The 22,447-nt window shown below is 64.8% G+C and carries 20 protein-coding genes; 14 read left to right on the top strand and 6 right to left on the bottom strand.

Annotated features, from left to right (window positions below; translation table 11 throughout):
• Positions 1-42 precede the first annotated feature (42 nt).
• On the bottom strand, positions 43-1,098 hold the full coding sequence (gene bioB, locus AC3WK8_RS20895) for a biotin synthase BioB (protein ID WP_022641463.1): 1,056 nt from the start codon (positions 1,096-1,098) through the stop codon (positions 43-45).
• A 92-nt stretch (positions 1,099-1,190) separates the two neighbouring features.
• Here bioB and AC3WK8_RS20890 point away from each other — a divergent pair, with 92 nt between their 5' ends.
• The 5 genes from AC3WK8_RS20890 (at position 1,191) to rarD (ending at position 7,120) form a co-directional block, all read left to right on the top strand.
• Positions 1,191-1,925 carry a ComFC family protein gene (locus AC3WK8_RS20890; RefSeq protein WP_103325757.1) on the top strand — a complete coding sequence of 245 codons (735 nt, stop codon included), beginning with the start codon at positions 1,191-1,193 and terminating at the stop codon, positions 1,923-1,925.
• A gap of 64 nt (positions 1,926-1,989) precedes the next feature.
• Positions 1,990-2,754, top strand: coding sequence for a TOBE domain-containing protein (locus AC3WK8_RS20885; RefSeq protein ID WP_085599094.1), 765 nt, complete (start codon positions 1,990-1,992; stop codon positions 2,752-2,754).
• Between the two features lie 106 nt (positions 2,755-2,860).
• Positions 2,861-4,762 (top strand): PhoX family protein, encoded by a 1,902-nt coding sequence (locus AC3WK8_RS20880; RefSeq protein WP_103325756.1) that lies wholly within the window; start codon positions 2,861-2,863, stop codon positions 4,760-4,762.
• A gap of 393 nt (positions 4,763-5,155) precedes the next feature.
• Positions 5,156-6,130 carry a serine/threonine protein kinase gene (locus AC3WK8_RS20875; protein ID WP_085599091.1) on the top strand — a complete coding sequence of 325 codons (975 nt, stop codon included), beginning with the start codon at positions 5,156-5,158 and terminating at the stop codon, positions 6,128-6,130.
• A gap of 102 nt (positions 6,131-6,232) precedes the next feature.
• Complete coding sequence (gene rarD / locus AC3WK8_RS20870) at positions 6,233-7,120, top strand: EamA family transporter RarD (protein WP_103325755.1); 888 nt, start codon at positions 6,233-6,235, stop codon at positions 7,118-7,120.
• A gap of 225 nt (positions 7,121-7,345) precedes the next feature.
• On the opposite strand, the gene AC3WK8_RS20865 is transcribed toward rarD, so the two are convergent.
• Positions 7,346-7,864, bottom strand: a complete 519-nt coding sequence (locus AC3WK8_RS20865) for a glycine cleavage system transcriptional repressor (protein WP_085599089.1) — start codon at positions 7,862-7,864, stop codon at positions 7,346-7,348.
• A gap of 472 nt (positions 7,865-8,336) precedes the next feature.
• On the opposite strand from AC3WK8_RS20865, the gene AC3WK8_RS20860 reads away from it, so the two are divergent.
• Positions 8,337-10,514, top strand: a complete 2,178-nt coding sequence (locus AC3WK8_RS20860; RefSeq protein WP_085599087.1) for a malate synthase G — start codon at positions 8,337-8,339, stop codon at positions 10,512-10,514.
• A 78-nt stretch (positions 10,515-10,592) separates the two neighbouring features.
• Here AC3WK8_RS20860 and AC3WK8_RS20855 read toward each other — a convergent pair whose 3' ends face one another.
• Entirely contained in the window at positions 10,593-11,039 is a 447-nt protein-coding gene (locus AC3WK8_RS20855; RefSeq protein WP_022641470.1) for a response regulator, read from the bottom strand.
• A 309-nt stretch (positions 11,040-11,348) separates the two neighbouring features.
• Between AC3WK8_RS20855 and AC3WK8_RS20850 the strand changes: the two genes are divergently transcribed.
• The 7 genes from AC3WK8_RS20850 to AC3WK8_RS20820 all read left to right on the top strand — a co-directional run bounded on the left by AC3WK8_RS20850 (position 11,349) and on the right by AC3WK8_RS20820 (position 19,719).
• Positions 11,349-13,283: a putative nucleotidyltransferase substrate binding domain-containing protein gene (locus tag AC3WK8_RS20850; protein ID WP_103325754.1), complete on the top strand. Its 1,935-nt coding sequence runs from the start codon at positions 11,349-11,351 to the stop codon at positions 13,281-13,283.
• Positions 13,280-13,987, top strand: a complete 708-nt coding sequence (locus AC3WK8_RS20845; protein ID WP_085599083.1) for a 3'-5' exonuclease — start codon at positions 13,280-13,282, stop codon at positions 13,985-13,987. The genes AC3WK8_RS20850 and AC3WK8_RS20845 overlap by 4 nt, the downstream gene beginning before the upstream one ends.
• Before the next feature lie 248 nt (positions 13,988-14,235).
• Positions 14,236-14,754: an RNA polymerase sigma factor gene (locus AC3WK8_RS20840; RefSeq protein ID WP_085599081.1), complete on the top strand. Its 519-nt coding sequence runs from the start codon at positions 14,236-14,238 to the stop codon at positions 14,752-14,754.
• Positions 14,751-15,728 (top strand): FecR family protein, encoded by a 978-nt coding sequence (locus AC3WK8_RS20835; protein ID WP_103325753.1) that lies wholly within the window; start codon positions 14,751-14,753, stop codon positions 15,726-15,728. Before AC3WK8_RS20840 ends, AC3WK8_RS20835 begins: the two co-directional genes overlap by 4 nt.
• 155 nt (positions 15,729-15,883) lie before the next feature.
• The gene (locus AC3WK8_RS20830; RefSeq protein ID WP_103325752.1) at positions 15,884-18,343 is read left to right on the top strand and encodes a TonB-dependent siderophore receptor; all 2,460 of its coding nucleotides are present in this window, start codon (positions 15,884-15,886) and stop codon (positions 18,341-18,343) included.
• Between the two features lie 69 nt (positions 18,344-18,412).
• Entirely contained in the window at positions 18,413-19,534 is a 1,122-nt protein-coding gene (locus AC3WK8_RS20825; protein WP_103325751.1) for a PepSY-associated TM helix domain-containing protein, read from the top strand.
• Positions 19,531-19,719 carry a hypothetical protein gene (locus tag AC3WK8_RS20820; RefSeq protein WP_103325787.1) on the top strand — a complete coding sequence of 63 codons (189 nt, stop codon included), beginning with the start codon at positions 19,531-19,533 and terminating at the stop codon, positions 19,717-19,719. The genes AC3WK8_RS20825 and AC3WK8_RS20820 overlap by 4 nt, the downstream gene beginning before the upstream one ends.
• Here the strand turns inward: AC3WK8_RS20820 and AC3WK8_RS20815 are convergent.
• Complete coding sequence (locus AC3WK8_RS20815) at positions 19,697-20,119, bottom strand: hypothetical protein (RefSeq protein ID WP_178088039.1); 423 nt, start codon at positions 20,117-20,119, stop codon at positions 19,697-19,699. The genes AC3WK8_RS20820 and AC3WK8_RS20815 overlap by 23 nt on opposite strands.
• 104 nt (positions 20,120-20,223) lie before the next feature.
• Here AC3WK8_RS20815 and AC3WK8_RS20810 point away from each other — a divergent pair, with 104 nt between their 5' ends.
• The gene (locus AC3WK8_RS20810; RefSeq protein ID WP_103325750.1) at positions 20,224-20,853 is read left to right on the top strand and encodes a glutathione S-transferase; all 630 of its coding nucleotides are present in this window, start codon (positions 20,224-20,226) and stop codon (positions 20,851-20,853) included.
• On the opposite strand, the gene AC3WK8_RS20805 is transcribed toward AC3WK8_RS20810, so the two are convergent.
• Entirely contained in the window at positions 20,850-21,026 is a 177-nt protein-coding gene (locus AC3WK8_RS20805; RefSeq protein ID WP_158091443.1) for a hypothetical protein, read from the bottom strand. The two genes, AC3WK8_RS20810 and AC3WK8_RS20805, sit on opposite strands and share 4 nt — an antisense overlap.
• The gene (creD, locus tag AC3WK8_RS20800) at positions 21,019-22,395 is read right to left on the bottom strand and encodes a cell envelope integrity protein CreD (protein WP_103325749.1); all 1,377 of its coding nucleotides are present in this window, start codon (positions 22,393-22,395) and stop codon (positions 21,019-21,021) included. Before creD ends, AC3WK8_RS20805 begins: the two co-directional genes overlap by 8 nt.
• Positions 22,396-22,447: the final 52 nt, after the last annotated feature.

Raw genomic sequence — 22,447 nt, 5'->3', positions numbered from 1 at the left:
CCTGGAGTCGCCCGCGGCGGCGGGGATGACGTCAGCCAGGGGTCAGACGGCGGCGTTGTAGAACTGCTCGCTGCTCTTGTGCTCCACCAGGGCCTGCTCGATGGCCGCCTGGTGCACTTCGTCGGCGTGCTCTTCACGCGCTTCGGGCTGGATCCCCAGGCGGGCGAACAGCTGCATGTCCTTATCGGCCTGCGGGTTGGCGGTGGTCAGCAGTTTTTCGCCGTAGAAGATCGAGTTGGCGCCGGCGAAGAACGCCAGGGCCTGCATTTGCTCGTTCATCGCCTCACGGCCAGCGGAGAGGCGCACATGGGATTGCGGCATGAGAATCCGCGCCACGGCCAGCATGCGAATGAAGTCGAACGGATCCACCTCTTCGGCATTTTCCAGCGGCGTACCGGCCACCTTCACCAGCATGTTGATCGGCACCGACTCCGGATGCTCCGGCAGGTTGGCCAGCTGGATCAGCAGGCCGGCACGATCGTCCAGGGACTCGCCCATGCCCAGGATGCCACCGGAGCAGATCTTCATCCCGGCATCGCGCACATAGGCCAGGGTCTGCAGGCGCTCGCTGTAGGTGCGGGTGGTGATGATGTTGCCGTAGAACTCCGGCGAGGTATCGAGGTTGTGGTTGTAGTAGTCCAGGCCGGCCAGGGCCAGGGCCTCGGTCTGCTCCTGGTCGAGGCGGCCCAGGGTCATGCAGGTCTCCAGGCCCATGGCCTTGACCCCTTTGACCATCTCCAGCACGTAGGGCATGTCCTTGGCGGACGGGTGCTTCCAGGCCGCGCCCATGCAGAAGCGCGTGGAGCCGATGGCCTTGGCCCGGGCGGCCTCTTCCAGGACCTTCTGCACTTCCAGGAGCTTTTCCTTTTCCAGGCCGGTGTTGTAGTGACCGGACTGCGGACAATATTTGCAATCTTCCGGGCAGGCGCCGGTCTTGATCGACAGCAAGGTGGAAACCTGGACCCGGTTGGCGTCGAAATGCGCGCGGTGCACCGTCTGCGCCTGGAACAGCAGGTCGTTGAACGGCTGGGTGAACAGGGCTTTGACTTCAGCCAAAGTCCAGTCATGACGCAGGGTGGCAGTGGTGCTGGCGCTCATGGGCGGTTCCTTGATTATGCTTGGCAGGCGGTGCGGGACAGGGAAAGTCCACAGCCGCAACACGGATGTTCGGCATATTTAAGGAAGCCGCCATGAGCTGTCAACCAGAAAGAAAACAGCAGGTTTACATCTGGCTAAAAAACAAACAAATCTGTTTGCTTTGTGACGAACCCAGCGATTCGCCCCAGGCGCTCTGCGCGCCTTGCCTGGACGAACTGCCCTGGCTCGGCAGCCAATGCCCCATTTGCGCGCTGCCGCTGCCGGCTCCCGGCCCAGCTTGCGGTCAATGCCTGCAACGGCCACCGGCATTCGAACGGGTCATAGCGCCCTGGCGCTACGAGTTCCCGGTGGACAGCCTGATCAGCCGCTTCAAGCACCATGAGAAATGGCCTTTTGGCCGACTGATGGCCGAACTTCTCGTGCAGTTCCTGCTTTATCGCTTCGATGAAGACCTGCCCAGCCCGGATGCCCTGGTGCCAGTGCCTTTATCCCGTCGGCGCCTGCGCCAGCGGGGGTTCAACCAGGCCGGGATGCTCGCCCACTGGCTTGGACAACACCTGAAGCTGCCGGTGGAAGCGCGGTTGCTGCTGCGCACCCTGGACACTCCCGCGCAACAAGGACTGGATGCCCGGGCCCGCCAGCGCAACCTGCGCGGCGCCTTCAGCCTGGCCCCCGATGCGCGGATCGCCGGCCGCCACCTGGCGCTGGTGGACGACGTGCTGACCACGGGCGCCACCGCCCAGGCCCTGGCCCGGTTGCTGGTCGCTGCCGGAGCCAGGCGGGTGGACGTCTACTGCCTGGCCCGCACCCCCAGGCCCGAGGCCTGACTTGACTCTCGCCGCTCAAGCCGCAAACTTCCTGTCCACCTTCCGTGCCCGAAGCGCTCCTGCCATGTCCCTGCCCACTTTGTTGACCCAGCACATCGTCCGCCGCCCGCAACGCATCGCGCTGCTGCAACACATCGCCGAGCAGGGCTCCATCACCCGTGCAGCGAAAAGCGCCGGGCTGAGCTACAAGGCGGCCTGGGACGCCATCGACGAGCTGAACAACCTGGCCCAGAACCCACTGGTGGAACGCAGCGTCGGCGGCAAGGGCGGCGGTGGCGCCAGGCTGTCCGCCGAGGGCGAGCGGGTCTTGCGTCTCTACCAGCGGCTGCAGGTGCTGCAGGCCCAGGTACTGGAGGCCGCTGAAGACGCCAGCGATCTCGACTTGCTGGGACGCCTGATGCTGCGCACCAGCGCACGCAACCAGCTGCACGGCAAGGTCCACGGGATCGAACCCCATGGCTGCAACGACCTGGTCAGCCTGGAACTGCCCGAGGGGGTGCGGCTCAAGGCCCGGATCACCCACGACAGCACCCAGCGCCTGGAGCTGGCGCCCGGCACCCAGGTGGTGGCGCTGATCAAGGCCGGCTGGCTGGATGTGCAAGCCGTCGGCGATCCAGTAACAACTGGACACAATTACCTGACCGGTATCATCGAGCGGATCCTCGATGCCGAAGATGGCCCCTGCGAAGTCCGCATCGCCCTGCCCAATGGCCAGGTCCTCTGCGCCCTGGCCGAACCGCTGCTGCTGAAAACCCTGGACCTGGCGCAGGAGCGGCCGGTCCAGGTGCAGTTCTCGCCGTCCCATGTGCTGCTGGGCACCCCCCTCTGACCCTGGCCCCCAGCTCCCGTACGCCCTGATCCTGGGGCTCGGCACTGCAACAAATTCGTCATCGGTGCTCATTAAGGTGGCTGCAAAAACCCGCAGGGAGCCTGATATGAGCCTGTTAGAAGAAGACCAACCCACCGACCTGGAACAGATCGTCGGCCTCAGCCGCCGTGGCTTCATCGGTGCCGGCGCCCTGTGCGGCGCGGCCCTGTTCCTGGGCGGCAACCTGCTGAGCCGCAGCGCCCTGGCCGCTGGAGTCAGCGCCGGCAACGGCCAGCTGCTGGGCTTTGCCAGCATCCCCAGCGCCACCAGCGACACCATCACCCTGCCACCGGGCTACAAGTCCTCGGTGCTGATCAGCTGGGGCCAGCCACTGCACAAGAACGGCCCGGCCTTCGACCCCAGCGGCAACGGCACCGCCCTGGCCCAGGAAGTGCAGTTCGGCGACAACAACGACGGCATGAGCCTGTTCGCCTTCCCGGATGACCGGCATCGGGCGCTGATGGCGATCAACAACGAGTACACCAACTACCGCTACCTCTATCCCCATGGCGGCCTGCCGCAGTCGGCCGAAGACGTGCACAAGGCCCAGGCCAGCGAAGGCGTGTCGGTGATCGAGGTGCAACGCAAGAATGGCCAGTGGCAGTTCGTCCAGGGCTCGCGCTACAACCGGCGCATCCACGGCAACACGCCGATCCGCCTCAGCGGCCCGGCCGCCGGCCACCCGTTGCTCAAGACCAGCGCCGACCCCAAGGGCAAGAAAGTCCTGGGCACGTTCCAGAACTGCGCCAACGGCAAGACCCCGTGGGGCACCTACCTGACCTGCGAAGAGAACTTCACCGACTGCTTCGGCAGCAGCAACGCCGAGCACCAGTTCGACGCTGCCCAGAAGCGCTACGGCGCCTCGGTGGCCAGCCGCGACATCAACTGGCACCAGCACGACCCGCGCTTCGACCTGGCCAAGAACCCCAACGAACTCAACCGCCACGGCTGGGTGGTGGAGATCGACCCTTTCGATCCGCAATCGACCCCGACCAAGCGCACCGCCCTGGGCCGCTTCAAGCATGAGAACGCCGCCCTGGCGCAAACCCGCGATGGCCGCGCAGTGGTCTACATGGGCGACGATGAACGCGGCGAGTTCATCTACAAGTTCATCAGCCGCGATCGCATCAACCACCGTAACCCCAAGGCCAACCGTGACCTGCTGGACCACGGCACGCTGTATGTGGCGCGCTTCGACGCCGGCGACGGCAACCCGGACCGGCCCAAGGGCCAGGGCCAGTGGATCGAGCTGACCCACGGCAAGAACGGCATCGACGCCAGCAGCGGCTTCGCCGACCAGGCCCAGGTGCTGATCCAGGCCCGCCTGGCCGCCAGCGTGGTCCAGGCCACGCGCATGGACCGCCCGGAATGGATCGTGGTCAGCCCCAAGGATGGCCAGGTCTATTGCACCCTGACCAACAACTCCAAGCGCGGTGAGGACGGCATGCCGGTGGGCGGCCCCAACCCGCGGGAGAAGAACGTCTATGGGCAGATCCTGCGCTGGCGCACCGGTGGCGACGACCATGGCTCGCTGAACTTTTCCTGGGACCTGTTCGTGGTCGCCGGCAACCCCGGCGTGCATGCCGGCAAGCCCAAGGGCGGCTCCGCCAACATCACCCCGCAGAACATGTTCAACAGCCCCGACGGCCTGGGTTTCGACAAGGCCGGGCGCCTGTGGATCCTCACCGACGGCGACTACAGCAACAGCGGCGACTTCGCCGGCATGGGCAACAACCAGATGCTCTGCGCCGACCCCGACAGCGGCGAGATCCGCCGCTTCATGGTCGGGCCGGTGGGCTGTGAAGTCACCGGGATCGCCTTCGCTGCGGACTACAAGACGCTGTTCGTGGGCATCCAGCACCCTGGGGAAAATGGCGGCTCGACCTTCCCCGAGCACTTGCCCAACGGCAAGCCGCGCTCTTCGGTGATGGCCATTACCCGGGAAGACGGCAGCATCATCGGCGCCTGATCCAACCCCGTGCCGAACCCGCGCCTGCCCGTAGGGTCTGTTGCCGTTTCGGCGCAAACCGCGTTGCCGCGACAAATGGCGCCAGGCTAGGCGCAGGACGCGGGCAATGGTCGTTCCCTTGCCAAGTCCTGCAACGACGCATGGCGCCATTTGCCGCGCAACCCGAAGGGACGGGCCAGTTTTAGCGCGGCGCGTCGTTACTCGACGGCTCATTTGGAATGCCAAACTTTGCGTCTCGTGCCTAGCTCCGCGCTAAAACTGGCTCCGGCGCGGTCGCGGCGAAATGGCAACAGACCCTAGCCAAGGCAGGCGCCACAGCGCCCTCCACCGGCCTGCCCGTCTGCGTTACCATGCTGGGCCGGACGCGGCAGCCTGCTGCGCGCAGGAGTAAGCATGTCGCACCCGTTTGATACCCTCACCCCCGACCTGGTCCTGGACGCCGTGGAAAGCATCGGCTTTCTTAGCGACGCCCGGGTCCTGGCCCTCAACAGCTACGAGAACCGCGTCTACCAGGTCGGCATCGACCAGGACGAGCCGCTGGTGGCCAAGTTCTACCGGCCCCAACGCTGGAGCGACGAGGCGATCCTCGAAGAACACAGCTTCACCTTCGAACTGGCCGAATGCGAAGTGCCGGTGGTAGCGCCGATCGTCCACGAAGGCCGCAGCCTGTTCGAGCATGCGGGGTTTCGTTTCGCCCTGTTCCCGCGGCGTGGCGGCCGCGCCCCGGAGCCGGGCAACCTCGACCAGCTCTACCGCCTCGGGCAACTGCTGGGTCGCCTGCACGCCGTCGGCGCCAACCGGCCGTTCAGCCACCGCGAGGCCCTGGGGGTGCAGAACTTCGGCCACGACTCCCTGGCGGCCTTGCTGCAAGGCGGTTTCATACCCAAGAGCCTGTTGCCGGCCTACGAGTCCGTCGCTCGTGACTTGCTCAAGCGTGTGGAAACCCTCTACCAGTCCACCCCGCACCAGAACATCCGCCTGCATGGCGATTGCCACCCCGGCAACCTGATGTGCCGCGACGAGGTGTTCCATATCGTCGACCTCGACGACTGTCGCATGGGCCCTGCGGTGCAGGACCTGTGGATGATGCTCGCCGGCGATCGCCAGGAGCGCCTCGGCCAGCTCTCCGAACTGATGGACGGCTACAGCGAATTCCACGATTTCAACCCACGGGAGCTGGCCCTGGTCGAACCGCTGCGGGCCCTGCGCCTGATGCACTACAGCGCCTGGCTGGCGCGGCGCTGGGACGACCCGGCGTTCCCTCGCAGCTTCCCCTGGTTCGGCAGCGAACGTTACTGGGGCGACCAGGTACTGGCCTTGCGCGAGCAGCTGGCGGCGCTCGACGAGGAACCGCTGCGGCTGTTCTGAAGGACGCGATGGCCACGGCACGGGCGCGGGAAAAGTCAGGACAGGTCTAGACATTTGTCCTTACAATCGCGCCTTTGTTAGTTGCCTAAGCAAGGATTCTCCATGCAAGCCGCCAACCTGCGCCGCGGGTACATACTGGGCCTGACCGCCTACATCATCTGGGGCCTGTTTCCGCTCTATTTCAAAGCCATCGCCAGCGTGCCCGCCGTGGAAATCATCGTCCACCGGGTGCTCTGGTCAGCGCTGTTCGGCGGCCTTTTGCTGATGGTCTGGAAGCATCCCGGCTGGTGGCGCGAACTGCGGAACAACCCCCGGCGCCTGGCGATCCTGGCCCTGAGCGGCACCCTGATCGCCGCCAACTGGCTGACCTACGTCTGGTCGGTGAACAACGGGCGCATGGTCGAGGCCAGCCTCGGCTACTACATCAACCCCTTGATCAACGTGCTGCTGGGCATGTTGATCCTCGGTGAGCGCCTGCGCCGCCTGCAATGGCTGGCGGTGCTGCTGGCGGCGGTCGGGGTGGCGCAGCAGGTATGGCAACTGGGCAGCCTGCCCTGGGTGTCGCTGGCGCTGGCGCTGAGCTTCGGTTTCTACGGCCTGATCCGCAAGCAGGCGCCGGTCAAGGCCCTGCCCGGGCTGGTGGTGGAGACCTGGATGCTGGTACCCATCGCCCTGGCCTGGCTGCTGCTGCACCCCGATGCCAGCAGCGCCCATGCCGCGTTCTGGGCCAGTTCCCAGGCCTGGTGGCTGGTGGCGGCAGGCCCGGTGACCCTGATCCCGCTGGTGTGCTTCAACGCCGCGGCCCGGGACCTGCCCTACACCACCCTGGGTTTCCTGCAGTACCTGGCCCCGACCCTGGTGCTGCTGCAGGCGGTACTGCTGTTCGGCGAGCAACTGTCCTCCAGCACCCTGGTGGCCTTCATGTTCATCTGGGCAGGCCTGGCGGTGTACAGCGTCGATGCCTGGCTGAGCCTGCGCGGACGCAGCTGATCAATAAACGATCAATCATCTGCAGGCCACGTCCCCTGTGGCCTGCGGCGGTTCTTCCCAAGCTTATCCACAGCCTGGTCCCCGCCATTTGTGCACAAGCCCTTGAAATTGCCGGTTTTTTGATCAATTCACGCAAAGCCGCGATACCACTGGGCCAGCGCCCGCTCTCTACAGGTTATCCACAGGCGCATGCACGCTTTATCGGGATAACCCAGCCAACCGCCTTCAGCCTTCGCTGCGCAGCACCAGTTCCACCATCAGGTCGTCGGCCAGGCTCTCCAGGCGCGCCTGCAAGACTTCCAGCGACAGGGTCAGGGGTACCGCCAGGATGGCCTCGGCGTGGAACAGCGGCTCGCTGCTCATGGGCGCCGGCCGCACCTCGGTCACCAACCGCTCCAGGTTGACCCCCTGCTCCGCCAGCAGGCGGGTGATATCCCGGACAATCCCCGGGCGGTCGTTGCCCACCAGCTCCATGGCGATGGGTTTCCAGGTGCATGATTGCTCGATGCCGCTTTGCGCGATCAGCACGCGGATGCCTTGGGCCGAGAGCCCCTGCAAGGCATCCACCAGCTCATCGTAGGCTTCGGCCGGCACCGCCACCCGGAGGATTCCGGCGAATTGCCCGGCCATCCGCGACAGGCGGCTTTCCAGCCAGTTGCCACCGTGGGCGGCGATGCACTGGGCAATGCGTTCGACCTGGCCGGCCTTGTCCGCAGCGAATACCGTGAGAACCAGATGGTCCATGGCGCAGCCCTCTTTTGGGGGGTGGAAGAGCAATTATAGGCAGGCTGCAGGCCACACCCGGCGCCTCCGGTCGAGGCCCGGAAAAGGGGGCGGTAGACCAGGAATGCAAATCGTGTACAACTTTTTGTATTTATGTGGAACAATCCTTCGGATTTTTGCGAACACCAAGCTTCCCAGCGTGACCGCATTGCACTGGCGAGTCGCGAAACGACGTATTTAGTCTAATTTTCACAACCGCAATTCATCATGTAGTATGCCGCAGCGCGCACTACATAATGTTGGAACGATGTCTGCCCAGGCTTGATCACAACCCCCGCGATCCCCGTCAGCAAGGCTCCGCCGTTGATTGGAAGCACCCAGCCGCCAGCGATGGCATGTACTGGTGAACAAGGTTGTGTTTTAAATGGCCGCCGGCTTCATTGTTAATTTGAAGAGCTGAAAAGCGAAATAGCTGAGCAGAGTGAGGCAAGCAATGACTGAACACGTTCAAGTCGGTGGCCTGCAGGTCGCCAGAGTCCTGTTCGACTTCGTGAACAACGAAGCCATTCCCGGTACCGGCCTCACCGCCGACGCATTCTGGGCAGGTGCCGACAAGGTCATCCACGACCTGGCGCCCAAGAACAAAGCCCTACTCGCCAAACGCGATGATTTCCAGGCGCGGATCGATGCCTGGCACCAGTCCCGTGCCGGCCAGGCCCATGATGCCGTAGCCTATAAAGCCTTCCTGCAAGACATCGGCTACCTGCTGCCGGAAGCGGCGGACTTCCAGGCCACTACCCAGAACGTCGATGAAGAAATCGCCCGCATGGCCGGCCCGCAGCTGGTGGTGCCGGTGATGAATGCCCGCTTCGCCCTCAACGCCTCCAACGCCCGCTGGGGCTCGCTGTACGACGCGCTGTACGGCACCGACGCCATCAGCGAAGCCGATGGCGCGCAAAAGGGCAAAGGCTACAACAAGGTCCGCGGTGACAAGGTCATCGCCTTCGCCCGCGCCTTCCTCGACGAGTCCGCGCCCCTGGCCGCCGGCTCCCACGTCGACTCGGTGAACTACAAGATCGCTGGCGGCAAGCTGGTGGTGACCCTCAAGGGCGGCAGCAACAGCGGCCTGCGCGACGACGCCCAGCTGGTCGGCTATCAGGGCGATGCCGCGGCGCCGACCGCGATCCTGCTCAAGCACAACGGCCTGCACTTCGAGATCCAGATCGACGCCGCAAGCCCGATCGGCCAGACCGACGCCGCCGGGGTCAAGGACCTGCTGATGGAAGCGGCCCTGACCACCATCATGGACTGCGAAGACTCGGTCGCCGCGGTCGATGCCGACGACAAGGTAGTGATCTACCGCAACTGGCTGGGCCTGATGAAAGGCGACCTGGCCGAGGAAGTGGCCAAGGGCGGCAACACCTTCACCCGCACCATGAACGCCGACCGCGAATACACCGGCGTCGACGGCTCGTCGTTGAAGCTGCATGGTCGCTCGCTGCTGTTCGTGCGTAACGTCGGCCACCTGATGACCATCGACGCGATCCTCGACCAGCACGGCAATGAAGTGCCGGAAGGCATCCTCGACGGCCTGGTCACCAGCCTGGCGGCGATCCACAACCTCAACGGCAATACCTCGCGCAAGAACAGCCGTACCGGCTCGGTGTACATCGTCAAGCCGAAGATGCACGGCCCCGAAGAAGCCGCGTTCACCAATGAGCTGTTCGGCCGCATCGAAGAGGTGCTGAACCTGCCGCGCAACACCCTGAAAGTCGGGATCATGGACGAGGAGCGCCGTACCACGGTCAACCTCAAGGCTTGCATCAAGGCGGCCAGCGAGCGCGTGGTGTTCATCAACACCGGCTTCCTCGACCGCACCGGCGACGAGATCCACACCTCCATGGAAGCCGGCGCCATGGTGCGCAAGGCCGACATGAAGGCCGAGAAATGGATCGGCGCCTACGAGAACTGGAACGTCGATATCGGTCTGAGCACCGGCCTGCAAGGTCGTGCGCAAATCGGCAAGGGCATGTGGGCGATGCCCGACCTGATGGCCGCCATGCTCGAACAGAAAATCGCCCACCCGCTGGCCGGCGCCAACACCGCCTGGGTGCCATCGCCGACCGCCGCCGCGCTGCACGCGCTGCACTACCACAAGGTCGACGTGTTCGCCCGCCAGGCCGAGCTGGCCAAGCGCGCCCGCGCTTCGGTGGACGACATCCTGAGCATTCCCCTGGCTCCCGACACCAACTGGACCGCGGAACAGATCAAGAACGAACTGGACAACAACGCCCAGGGCATCCTTGGTTACGTGGTGCGCTGGATCGACCAGGGCGTGGGCTGCTCCAAGGTGCCGGACATCAACGATGTCGGCCTGATGGAAGACCGCGCCACCCTGCGCATCTCCAGCCAGCACATCGCCAACTGGCTGCGCCACGGCGTGGTGACCCGCGAACAGGTGATCGAAAGCCTCAAGCGCATGGCCCCGGTGGTCGACCGGCAGAACGCCACCGACCCGCTGTACCGCCCACTGGCCCCGAACTTCGACAGCAATATCGCCTTCCAGGCCGCCCTGGAACTGGTGATCGAAGGCACCAAGCAGCCAAACGGCTACACCGAGCCGGTCCTGCATCGTCGCCGTCGTGAGTTCAAGGCCAAGAACGGCCTGTAACAACGCAGCGCCAGCGGTAAAGCAAAGCCCCGGTCCATGACCGGGGCTTTTTCATGCCTGCTCGTCGTGCCGGTGGCGCTACAGCACCACGCCCAGCTCATGCTTGACCAGCGCCAGCAGCTTGCTGGTATCGATGGGCTTGAGCAGGAAGTCCACCACGCTCAGGTGCATGGCGGCGATGGCGTCGCGCACATCGGCGTCGCCGGAAATGATGATGATCGGCAGGGCCGCCCGTTCCGATTCGCGCACCTGGCGAATCAGGTCCAGGCCACTACAGGGCGCCATGCGCAGGTCGGTGATCAGCAAGCCGATGGATTTGTTCGACTCGAGCATCTCCAACGCCGCCTTGCCACTGGCCGCGGTCATGCAGCGAATGCCATCGAGACCGAGTATTTCCGAAAGCAGCTCGCGGGCATCCTTGTCGTCATCGGCAATCAGCACCCGCTGCGGCGGCAGGTCGGGTTCCAGCATGACGGCACTCAGCGCCTCGCGCTCGGCATCGCTCAAGATATCGTGGTCGGACATACAGTTCTCTACAGGATCGAATCACCTAGCACAGTGGTCAGACATCGCCAGGCAGGCCTCCAATGTGCACTTCGTCGGAAAAATTTCCAAGCATCTTGATCAGAGCTTTTTTGCATCGATCGCCAGCGGCTCAAAGCCAAATGTCCGGCCCCCGTGAACGCTGACCGCCACCACCTGCAACACACCCGCGCCAGACGCCCGCGCGGCATGTCGCACCTAGACTTACGTCCAATGGGCGCTGGCGGGCACCTGGGCCGACTATTACCGGAATCCGAACACAACAAATCCAAGAAGATTGCGGTAATCGTCATGAGTAAAACGGACGCCTTCACCCAGGCCGGGAAGACCGCGGTACTACAGAACATCCAGGGCACGGTGCAGTTCCTGCAACGCTTCCCGCCCTTCAACCAGATGGAAAACCTGCACCTGGCCTACCTGGTGGAACAATGCCAGCTGCGCTTCTACGGCCCCGGCGACAGCATCATCAAGCCGGCCGACGGCCCGGTGGAGCACTTCTATATCGTCAAGCAGGGCCGGGTGGTGGGCGAACGTACCCACGCCGCCAAGGGCAGCACCGAGACCACCTTCGAGATCACCACCGGCGAATGCTTTCCCCTGGCCGCGCTGCTGGGCGAGCGAGCCACCCGCACCGAACACCGGGCCGCCGAAGACACCTTCTGCCTGCAACTGAACAAGGGCGCCTTCATCAAGCTGTTCGCCCTGTCGGCGGAGTTCCGCGATTTCGCCCTGCGTGGGGTCAGCAGCCTGCTCGACCAGGTCAACCAGCAGGTCAAGCGCAAGGCGGTGGAAACCCTCGGCACCCAATACTCGCTGAACACCCGCCTCGGCGAATTGGCCATGCGCCATCCCGTGACCTGCTCGCCGGCCACGCCACTGCGCGAAGCCGTGGCGCAGATGCATGAACAGCAGGTGGGCAGCATCGTGGTGGTGGACGAGCACAAGGCACCCCTGGGGATCTTCACCCTGCGCGACCTGCGCCAAGTGGTGGCCGACGGCAGCCAGGATCTCAACCAGCCCATCGACCGCCACATGACCCAGGCGCCGTTCTTCCTCAGCCCGGACCACAGCGCCTTCGACGCGGCCATCGCCATGACCGAGCGCCATATCGCCCACGTCTGCCTGGTCAAGGAACAGCGCCTGTGCGGCGTGGTGTCCGAGCGCGATCTGTTCTCCCTGCAACGGGTCGACCTGGTGCACCTGGCGCGGACCATCCGCAATGCCCCACGGGTGGAGCACCTGGTGGCCCTGCGCGGCGAGATCGGCCAACTGGTGGAACGCATGCTGGCCCACGGCGCCTCGTCGACCCAGATCACCCACATCATCACCCTGCTCAACGACCACACCGTGTGCCGGGTGATCGAACTGACCCTGGCCGACAAGGGCGACCCGGGCGTGCCCTTCAGTTGGCTGTGCTTCGGCAGCGAAGGCCGGCGCGAACAGACCCTGCACACCGACCAGGACAACGGCATCCTGTTCGAGGCCCGGGATGCGGCCCACGCGGCCGAGATCCGCGGCAAGCTGCTGCCCATCGCCCAGCAGATCAACCACAGCCTGGCCCAGTGCGGTTTCACCCTGTGCAAGGGCAACATCATGGCCGGCAACCCTGAGCTGTGCCTGTCCCGCGCCGAGTGGGCCCGGCGCTTTGCGGCGTTCATCCGCGAGGCGACCCCGGAGAACCTGCTGGGCTCGAGCATCTATTTCGACCTGCGGGTGGTCTGGGGCGACGAACAAGGCGCCGAACAACTGCGCCGCGGGATCCTCGACCAAGTGGCCGACAATCGCCTGTTCCAGCGCATGCTGGCGGAGAACGCCCTGCGCCAGCGGCCACCGGTGGGGCGCTTTCGCGAATTCGTGCTGGCCAAGAAGAACGGCGAGAAAGCCACCCTCGACCTCAAGGTCCAGGGCCTCACGCCCTTCGTCGACGGCGCCCGGCTGCTGGCCCTGGCCAACGGCATCGGCGCCATCAACACCTTGGAGCGTCTGCGCCAGCTGGTGTCCAAGCAAGTCATCGAGCCACTCGATGGCGCCGCCTATGAAGAGGCCTACCACTTCATCCAGCAGACCCGCATGCAGCAGCACCAGCGCCAGACCCGGGACAACCAGGCCTACTCCAACCGGCTCGACCCGGACAGCCTCAACCACCTGGACCGGCGTATCCTGCGTGAGTCCCTGCGCCAGGCCCAGCGCCTGCAAAGCAGCCTGGCCCTGCGGTACCAGCTATGAGCCTGTTCAACTGGTTCCGCCCGGCAGCCAGCGTCTTGAACGGCGAACAGCAGTTGCGCCGCGAGCGCCTGCCAGCCTTCGCCCCGCTGGGCGAAGGCAGCCTGCGCGAACAGCGCTGGGTGGTGGTGGACGTGGAGACCAGCGGCCTGAACCTCAATCGCGACCAGGTCCTGTCCATTGGCGCGGTGGCGATCGAGGACGGCGCCATCGACTTCCGCCAGCAATTCGAGCGCACCTTGCAGCGCGAGGGCCACAAGCTCAGCCCCAGCGTGCTGATCCATGGCCTGGGTCCCAGCGCCATCGCGGCCGGTTGCGATCCGATCGAGGCCCTGCTGGATTTCATGGAGTTCGTCGGCGACAGCCCGCTACTGGCGTTCCATGCCCCCTTCGACCAGCACATGCTCGCTCGGGCACTGAAGGACAGCCTGGGCTACCGCCTGCAGCACGACTTTCTCGACGTGGCGGACATGGCACCCCTGCTGTGTCCGGAGTTCCATATCCGCGACGCCGGCCTGGACGATTGGGTCAACGGCTTCAAGCTCCAGGTGGTGGAGCGTCACCACGCCGCGGCCGACGCCCTGGCCACCGCCGAGCTGGCGCTGATCCTGTTTCACCGCGCACGCCAGCAACAGATCCACAGCCCCTTGAACCTGCAACAGCGTCTCAGCCAGTGGAAGCGCCGGCAGCAGGCCCCCTCGTTCTGATCCCCCTACCGTGGCGAGGGAGCGTGCTCGCGCTCGGTCGCGCAGCGGTCGTAGCCCCTGAGTCCCGGGGCTAGCTGGCACAACGCCTTGGGCGTGCTTGCGCCCTCGCCACAACAGGAACCTGGCCTTGGGCACCCGCGATCCTCAGCGACAAGACAGCCGACCAGCGTGAATTGCGCCACTGTTTCGCCTCTGCCACAATCGCGAATAATTCTCGTTATTTGAAACTTCTCCCTGGGTGATTCCCGTTGTCGTCAGCCCCAAGCCCCCGCAATGAGTTGGTTGGTGCGCTCTACCGCGACCATCGTGGTTGGCTGCTGGCCTGGCTGCGACGCAACGTGGCCTGTGCCCAACGCGCCGAAGACCTGAGCCAGGACACCTTCGTGCGCCTGCTGGGCCGCGATGAACTCAAGGCCCCCCGTGAACCCCGGGCCTTCCTGGCGGCCATCGCCAAGGGCCTGTTGTTCGATCACTTCCGCCGCGCCGCCCTGGAGCAGGCCTATCTCAACGAGCTGCTGCTGATCCCCGAGGCCGAACAGCCCTCGCCGGAAGAACAGCAGATGATCCTCGAAGACCTCAAGACTATCGACCGCCTGCTCGATAAACTGTCGAGCAAGGCCCGCGCGGCCTTTCTCTACAACCGCCTCGATGGCCTGGGCCACGCCGAGATCGCCACCCGTCTCGGGGTCTCGGTGCCCCGGGTCCGCCAGTATCTGGCCCAGGGCATCCGCCAATGCTATATCGCCCTCTACGGGGAGCCGACATGACCCCCATCAGTTCCAAACCGGTGTCCGCCCGAGTGCTGGACGCCGCCATCGCCTGGCAGCTGTCGCTGGACGGCGGCGGCAGTGCCCTGGAGCACGAAGAGTTCGCCAAATGGCACTGCGCCCATGAAGAACACGCCCGCGCCTGGCGCCAACTGGGCATGCTCGACCAACGCTTCAACCTGGCTCCTGGCCCGGCGCGCAATGCCCTGGCGCAATCGCGCGAAGGCCTGCGCCGGCGCGTGCGCAAGCTTGGCCGCGGGATCGCCAGCGTGGTGCTGGTGGGAGGCCTGGCGCTGTTCCTCGAGCAGCACTACCTGCCGCTGGACTACTGGTTGGCCGACCAGCGCACCGGGACCGGCGAGCAGCTCATGCTGCGCCTGTCCGACGGCACCCTGGTCAACCTCAATACCCACAGTGCGCTGGACGTGCGCTTCGATGACAAACAGAGGCGCATCATCCTGCAGGAAGGCGAAGTCCTGATCGAAACCGGGCACGGCGACAGCCGCCCGTTCATCGTCGAAACCCGCGACGGCCGGCTACGGGCCCTGGGCACCCGGTTCCTGGTCAAGCGCGAAGACCAGGGCACGCGCCTGGGCGTGCTGCAATCGGCGGTGGCCGCACGGCCCCAGGACGGCCAGGACGAAAAAGTCTTCAAGGAAGGCCAGCAGGTACTGATGCAGCGCGATGGCCTGCAAGCCCCACAGGCCCTGGCCCTGGGCGCCGATGCCTGGAGCCGGGGCATGCTGGTGGTGGACAACGCCCGCCTGGGCGACCTGATCCAGGAGCTGGGCCGTTATCGCCACGGCTACCTGGGCGTCGCCCCCGAAGTGGCCGACCTGCGCATCACCGGCAGTTTCCCGCTGCACAACACCGACCTGGCGCTCGACGCCCTGCTGCCGACCCTGCCGGTACAGATCGAGCGGCGCACCGACTGGTGGGTCAACGTCGTCGCCAAGGCCGACCCCAAGCCCTGACACCTCCTTTGCCCGCCGACTCCAACCTGCCTTGGAGCCGGCGGGCGACTGCCCTTCTTTCGCAAATCTAAATTATTTTCAATTCGCCCTATCACTTTTCGAATCTCGTCCGGCTCATAGGCAATTGCGAAACATTTCCATCCAGGAGCCGCCGTATGTCCCGCCCCCTAGACACCCTGTTGCGCCCCAGCCTGCTGGCCATTGCCATTGCCCTGAGCGCCCCCCTGGCCAGCCCGTTGCTGATGGCAGCCGAGCAGTCCTCCAGCGTGCGCGCCTACAACCTGCCGGCGGCGCCCCTGGCCAGCACCCTGAACCAGATCGCCAGCCAGGCCGGCCTGGCCCTGAGCCTGAATCCGTCGCTGGCGGCCGGCAAGACCTCGGCCCCGGTCCAGGGCCAGTTCGACGCCGCCGGCGCCCTGCGCGAAGCCTTGCGCGGCACTGGCCTGCAACTGCAGCACAGCAGCGCCGGCACCTACAGCCTGGTGGCCGTACCGGACGGCGTCGTGACCCTGCCGGAAACCAATATCAGTGGCCAAGGCAGCTATGAAACCGCCTGGGGCCCCGTAGAAGGTTATGCCGCCACTCGTACCGCAGCGGGAACCAAGACCGACACGGAACTGCGGGAAGTGCCACGCTCGATTTCCGTCGCCACCCGTCAGCAGATGACTGACCGCGCCGTGCAAAACCTCGATGACGCCGTGCGCTACATGCCCGGCGTCACCGCCAGCAGCTATGGCAGCGACAGCCGTGCAGAGTGGCTGACCGTACGAGGCTTCGAACCCACCCAATTCCTCGATGGTTTGCCGCTCCCCAAGGGCACCTACACCATGCCGAAGATGGAAACCTGGGACCTTGAACGAGTAGCCCTGCTGCGTGGGCCGGCGTCGTCGGTCTACGGCCAGACGCCTCCGGGAGGCTTGCTGGACATGGTCAGCCGTCGCCCTGAAGAAGTCGCCAGCCACGAAGTGCGATTGCAGATCGGCAGCTATCAACGCAAACAGATCAGCTTCGACAGCACAGGCCCCATCGATGACGAAGGCCGCTTCCTGTACCGCGTCAGTGGTGTAGTCCGCGATGCCAACACCGCCATCGAACACAACCAGGACAAACGCTACAACCTGGCTCCCAGCCTGACCTGGAACATCGATGAAGACACCAAGCTGACCTTCCTCAGCCAGTTCAACCGTGACGATACCGGTATCACCAGCCAGTTCCTGCCACTGCAAGGCACCAAGCTGGCGACCCCCGCAGGCAAGATCAAATACCACAAGAACCTCGGCGATCCGAGCTGGGAGTTCTACGACAAGACCTATTACGCGCTGGGTTATGCCCTCGAGCACCGCATGAATGACGTCTGGCAGTTCCGTCAAAATCTGCGCTACACCAAGAGCGACCTGTCGTTCCAGGGCATCACCGCTGGCGGCGGCTACTGGCCCAACAAACCCGACCAGGCTGTAAGCCCGGATGGCACGGTCCGCCGTGGGGCCAACATCGTCAACGAAGACATCAGCCAGTTTGCCGTGGACAACAACTTCCAGGCCGACTTCAACACTGGTGAACTCAAGCACACGTTGTTGCTAGGCCTCGATCACCAACGCATCAACACCAACTACAAGTGGCTGTACGGCGAGGCCCCCACCAGCAACATCATCCGCCCGATCTACGGCCAGGACTTCAGCAAGGTCAGCTATTCCGCGTTCAACGATTACAACCAGAAGCGCCAGGGCACCGGGCTGTACCTCCAGGACCAGATGGCCCTGGACAACTGGCGCCTGACCCTTGGCGGCCGCCAGGACTGGCTGCACACCGATACCAAGTTCTACAACATCGACAACCAGCCCCGTGACAAACGCGACGACCACGCCTTCACCGGCAACGCGGCGCTGAGCTATGTCTTCGATTCGGGCTTCACGCCCTATGTTTCCTATGCCGAGTCCTTCCAATCCGAAGCCGGTGGCAGCAGCACCGGCAAAGCCTTCGAGCCCAGCACCGGCAAGCAGTACGAACTGGGCCTCAAGTACCAGCCCCCGGGCAGCGAGATGCTGTTCACCGCTGCGGTATATGACCTGACCCGCCAGAACATCGTGCTCACCGACAACCTGGGCGTCAGCCGGCCATTGGGTGAGGTCAAGGTGCGTGGTTTCGAGCTGGAAGCCGTGGGTAACGTCAACGAGAACCTCAAGCTGACCGCCTCCTACACCTATGCCAACAGCAAGATGACCAAGGTCGGCGACCCTCAGGACAAGAACCGTCCATTGCCCATCACCCCGGAAAACCAGGCAGCGGTCTGGGCTGACTACACCTGGCACAACGGCCTGCTGGATGGCTTCGGCGTAGGCTTCGGTGCCCGCTACATCGGTGAGACCAACAATATCCCTGCGGGCAGCCTGCCCTATGTCGCCAACAAATCCGACGGTCATACCGACTCCTACACCGTCTACGATGCCGCCGTGCACTATGACCTGGGACGCCTGAGCAATTCGCTCAAGGGCGCCAGCGTGGCTCTGAACGCCAATAACGTGTTCGACAAGGAATACATGTCGACCTGCGACGGCACCTACTGCTACTACGGCGACCGCCGCAACGTCATGGCCAGCGTCAACTACAAGTGGTAATCGGCTGATCACTACCCGTTGAAACAAGGGTCACGGCACTGCCGTGGCCCTTTTGCATCTGGATGCTCCATGAAAAGCACAACCATCCGCCGCTGGTCCTTCATCCACACCTGGACCAGCCTGATCTGCACGGTGTTCCTGCTGATGCTGGCGCTCACCGGGCTGCCGCTGATCTTCCACCACGAGATCGACCACCTGCTGGGCAACGCCCCCGAGTTGCGGGAGATGCCTGCCGATACACCGCGCCTGGACTTGCAGCAGCTAGTCAAGGCCGCCCAGGCCCATCGGCCGGGCGAGGTCCTGCAGTACTTCGGCTGGGAGGAAGACGAGCCCAACGGCGTGACCACCATCATGGCCAAGACCGCCGGCACCGATCCCAACCTCTCCTATACCTTCATGCTCGACGCCCGTACCGGCGAGGCACTGGAGACGCCCTCGGCCAACGACGGCCTGATGATGTTCATCCTGCGCCTGCACGTGGACATGCTCGCCGAGTTGCCGGGCAAGTTGCTGCTGGCCTTCATGGGCGTGCTGTTCGTGCTGGCGATCGTCTCCGGCACCGTGCTCTACCTGCCGTTCATGCGCCGCCTGAAGTTCGCCACCGTGCGCCAGGACAAGTCCCGCCGCCTGCGCTGGCTCGACCTGCACAACCTGATCGGCGTGGTGACCCTGACCTGGGCCCTGGTGGTGGGAGTGACGGGGGTGATCAGCGCCTGCGCCGACCTGATCATCGCCGCCTGGCGCAACGACAGCCTCGCGTCAATGGTCGCGCCCTACCGCGATGCGCCGCCGCTGCAAACGCTGGCGCCGGCCAGTCGCCTGCTGGACATCGCCCGGGACGCGGCTCCGGGCATGCAACCGGACTTCATCGCCTTCCCCGGCACGCGCTTCTCCAGCGAGCATCACTATGCGGTGTTCCTCAAGGGCGACAGCCACTTGACCTCGCACCTGCTGACTCCGGTGCTGATCGACGCCAGCACCCTGGAAGTCACCGCCGTGGCCGGCCGCCCCTGGTACATGGATGCCATGGGCATGTCGCAACCGCTGCATTTCGGTGACTACGGCGGCATGCCGATGAAGGTGCTGTGGGCCGTGATGGACGTGCTGACCATCATCGTCCTGGGCAGCGGCCTGTACCTGTGGATCATCCGCCGTCGAGCCGCCAGGCCGTTACCGGAGGTGCGCCCATGAAACGCCGTCAAGCGAGCTTCTGGAAGGTCTTCGCCGCGCCCCTGGCCATCGGCCTGCTCAGCACCGCCGGGCTGTTCGCGGCATTGCTGGGCGACGGCCTGTGGGACAGCCTCAGCTGGATCGGCCTGGGCCTGCCGGCGCTGATCGCCCTGCGCGGCCTGTTCAAGCGCCAGGGCGCGGCTTGATCCCGGCGGGAGGAAAACCGCGCCACAGGTACATGGACAGCACCAGGCCGACCAGCATCACCGGGATGAACCCACGGTTTTCCAGCAGCGCCTCGATGGCCACCAGCACGCTGAACAGCGCCAGCCCCAGCAGTGGTACGTAGCTGGCGGCCAGCGCCCAGCGCCAGGGGCGGGTCACCCGGGCCGGGCCGCGCAGGCCCAGCAGGGCACAGCCCAGGGCCGGCAGCGCCAGCGCCGGCAGGGCCCAGTACCAGGCCATGTAGGCGAACGCCATGATCAGCTCCGGCTCGCCCTCGCCCTTGCGGCGAAACTCGTACTGCAAGGCCAGGTACACCGTCAGGGCCCCCAGCAAGGTCAGGGCCAGGCTGATCAGCCCATGCCGAAGATAAGAACTGCGCATCCACTACTCCTGGTCCATATCCATGCGCAACTGTGGCCTGTGCCAGCGGCTGCGCTAAGATCCTCGGGCGAGAGCCTGTGCTCCCCTATCCACGAGGAATATTCATGTCCATCCCCAGCATGACGCTGTTCCACAACCCGGCATCACCCTATGTACGCAAAGTCATGGTGCTGCTGCACGAAACCGGGCAGCTGGATCGAGTCGCCCTGCATGACTGCCAGCTGACCCCGATCAAGCCCGATGCCGCGCTGAACCAGGACAACCCCCTGGGCAAGATCCCCGCCCTGCGCCTGGCCGACGGCCAAGTGCTGTACGACAGCCGGGTGATCCTCGACTACCTCGACCAGCAGCACGTCGGCAACCCGCTGATCCCCCGCGAGGGCTCGGCCCGCTGGCGGCGCCTGACCCTCGCGGCCCTGGCCGACGGCATCATGGATGCTTCGCTGCTGGTGCGCTACGAACTGATCCTGCGTGCGCCCGAACAACAGTGGGAGCCATGGGTCGAGGGTCAGCGCGACAAGATCCGTCGGGGCCTGGCAGAGCTCGAGGCCCACGCCATTGCCGAGCTGGCCAGCCACTTCGACATCGCTGCCATCAGCGTCGCCTGTGCCCTGGGCTACCTGGACTTCCGCCACCCCGACCTGGAGTGGCGCCAGGCCCAGCCCCGGCTCGCCGCCTGGTATGCCGAGGCCAGCCAGCGCGCCTCGTTGCTGGCGACCCAGCCGCCGGTCTAGTCGGTCAACCGGTCGGGCCCTGGGCGCCGCGCAGTGCTTGGCCCGAGCGGTTTTCCTGGACCTGCCGGCTGGCGCAGCAACCACCAGGCATTGGCTGGAAACAAGCCGGCAATCCGCAGCGCCAGGTTCTCTCGCTGGCGCTGGTCCTCACGCAACCCCAACGACCTACTCACGGATCACTCCCAGGTCGAAGTGCAGCGGTTGCGTCTCCTTGCGCTGGCCAACGCCGTACCAGTCCAGCTTGCGGGTCAGCACCATGAACACGCCCAACAGGCCGAACAGCAGCAACGAGCCCATCAGCAGCGCGTAGTCCTCAGCGCTCAACAGGCCGTAGAGCAGGCCATACAAGGCAGCCAGGGCGCCTGCGAACATCGCGCCGTTACGCCAGCTGCGCAGCACATGGCTGACATAGAAACCGATCAACCCCACGCAGGCCGTGGCCGACACGCCATAGGCCAACTCGAAGCCCAGGTGCTCGGACAACGACAGCAGCAACAGGTAGAAGAACGCCAGCGCCACGCCCACCAGGCCGTACTGTATCGGGTGCACCGCCAGGCTCTTGAGCACTTCGAAGAGGAAGAAGCCGGCGAAGGTGAGGCCGATGAACAGCAAGGCGTACTTGATCGCCCGGTCGCTCTTGAGGTACTGGTCCACCGGATCGATGAAACTCACGCCGAAGCTGCGGCTGTTGAAGCCCTGGCATTGGCTGCCGAATGCGCAACGCTCCATGGCATGTTCCAGGTTGGTGGAGAAGAACGAGGTCTGCCAGATGGCCGAGAAGCCTTTCTCGGTGACTTCCCGACGTACCGGCAAGTAGTTGCCGATGAAGCTCGGGTGCGGCCAGTTGGCCGTCAGCAGGACCTTGCTGGTCTTGCCCACTGGCAGCACCGCCAACTGGCCGGTGCCTTGCAGGCGCAGGTCGAAGGCGAAGTCCAGGCGACTGGCCTTTCTCAGGTCCAGGGGTGGCAACGTCACATGCACCCCTTCATCCAGCCAGCTGACGAAAGTGCCCGGGGCAAAATCCAGGACCTGGCCGTTGAGCTGCAGTTGCAGGGCATTCTCGATCCCACGGATATCACTGATACCCACGGCCAGGAATGGCTGGTCGAACTTGTAGTCGGCAAAATCCTCCTTGATCCCGTATTGCTCGGGCACCACGAACTGGCCACTGATGTGGTTGTCGGCGTGGAACAGCCGCGCCTCGTAGATACCCCGGGCGCGCAGCTCGGTCTGGACCTTGCCGTCCAGCTCGAACTGCTCCGGCAGGAAGAACATGCGCCCCTGCTCTTCGCCCACCTCCTGATAGCGCTTCTTGGTCTTTTGGTCGGTTTTCCAGGTGCGCACGGTCTTGCGGTAGTCCACCACCAGCACCGGGCCGCGAAGCTGCTGCTGGGTGCTGGAGCTGCGGGCGATATCCTCGAGCACGCCATCGCGCAGTTGCTGGCGCTCGCCGATCAGGCCGCTGATCAGCAGCAGCGGGATCATCAACAAGATGATCAACAGGGCAATGGCCCCGAGCTTGAAGGACAGATTTCGGTTCATGGGGCTCTCCCTGTGTGAATGCAGGAGAGTCTGGGACCCCGCCATGGGGGTT

The sequence above is a fragment of the Pseudomonas sp. FW507-12TSA genome (assembly GCF_058781435.1).
The sequence above is the reverse complement of the archived record's forward strand: the minus strand, read 5'-3'. Positions and strand labels throughout refer to the sequence as shown.

Bases quoted from the DNA above. Each gene is read 5' to 3' on its own strand.
- bioB (WP_022641463.1), bottom strand. From the start codon at position 1,098: ATGAGCGCCAGCACCACTGCCACCCTGCGTCATGACTGGACTTTGGCT.
- AC3WK8_RS20890 (WP_103325757.1), top strand. From the start codon at position 1,191: ATGAGCTGTCAACCAGAAAGAAAACAGCAGGTTTACATCTGGCTAAAA.
- AC3WK8_RS20885 (WP_085599094.1), top strand. From the start codon at position 1,990: ATGTCCCTGCCCACTTTGTTGACCCAGCACATCGTCCGCCGCCCGCAA.
- AC3WK8_RS20880 (WP_103325756.1), top strand. From the start codon at position 2,861: ATGAGCCTGTTAGAAGAAGACCAACCCACCGACCTGGAACAGATCGTC.
- AC3WK8_RS20875 (WP_085599091.1), top strand. From the start codon at position 5,156: ATGTCGCACCCGTTTGATACCCTCACCCCCGACCTGGTCCTGGACGCC.
- rarD (WP_103325755.1), top strand. From the start codon at position 6,233: ATGCAAGCCGCCAACCTGCGCCGCGGGTACATACTGGGCCTGACCGCC.
- AC3WK8_RS20865 (WP_085599089.1), bottom strand. From the start codon at position 7,864: ATGGACCATCTGGTTCTCACGGTATTCGCTGCGGACAAGGCCGGCCAG.
- AC3WK8_RS20860 (WP_085599087.1), top strand. From the start codon at position 8,337: ATGACTGAACACGTTCAAGTCGGTGGCCTGCAGGTCGCCAGAGTCCTG.
- AC3WK8_RS20855 (WP_022641470.1), bottom strand. From the start codon at position 11,039: ATGTCCGACCACGATATCTTGAGCGATGCCGAGCGCGAGGCGCTGAGT.
- AC3WK8_RS20850 (WP_103325754.1), top strand. From the start codon at position 11,349: ATGAGTAAAACGGACGCCTTCACCCAGGCCGGGAAGACCGCGGTACTA.
- AC3WK8_RS20845 (WP_085599083.1), top strand. From the start codon at position 13,280: ATGAGCCTGTTCAACTGGTTCCGCCCGGCAGCCAGCGTCTTGAACGGC.
- AC3WK8_RS20835 (WP_103325753.1), top strand. From the start codon at position 14,751: ATGACCCCCATCAGTTCCAAACCGGTGTCCGCCCGAGTGCTGGACGCC.
- AC3WK8_RS20830 (WP_103325752.1), top strand. From the start codon at position 15,884: ATGTCCCGCCCCCTAGACACCCTGTTGCGCCCCAGCCTGCTGGCCATT.
- AC3WK8_RS20825 (WP_103325751.1), top strand. From the start codon at position 18,413: ATGAAAAGCACAACCATCCGCCGCTGGTCCTTCATCCACACCTGGACC.
- AC3WK8_RS20820 (WP_103325787.1), top strand. From the start codon at position 19,531: ATGAAACGCCGTCAAGCGAGCTTCTGGAAGGTCTTCGCCGCGCCCCTG.
- AC3WK8_RS20815 (WP_178088039.1), bottom strand. From the start codon at position 20,119: ATGCGCAGTTCTTATCTTCGGCATGGGCTGATCAGCCTGGCCCTGACC.
- AC3WK8_RS20810 (WP_103325750.1), top strand. From the start codon at position 20,224: ATGTCCATCCCCAGCATGACGCTGTTCCACAACCCGGCATCACCCTAT.
- creD (WP_103325749.1), bottom strand. From the start codon at position 22,395: ATGAACCGAAATCTGTCCTTCAAGCTCGGGGCCATTGCCCTGTTGATC.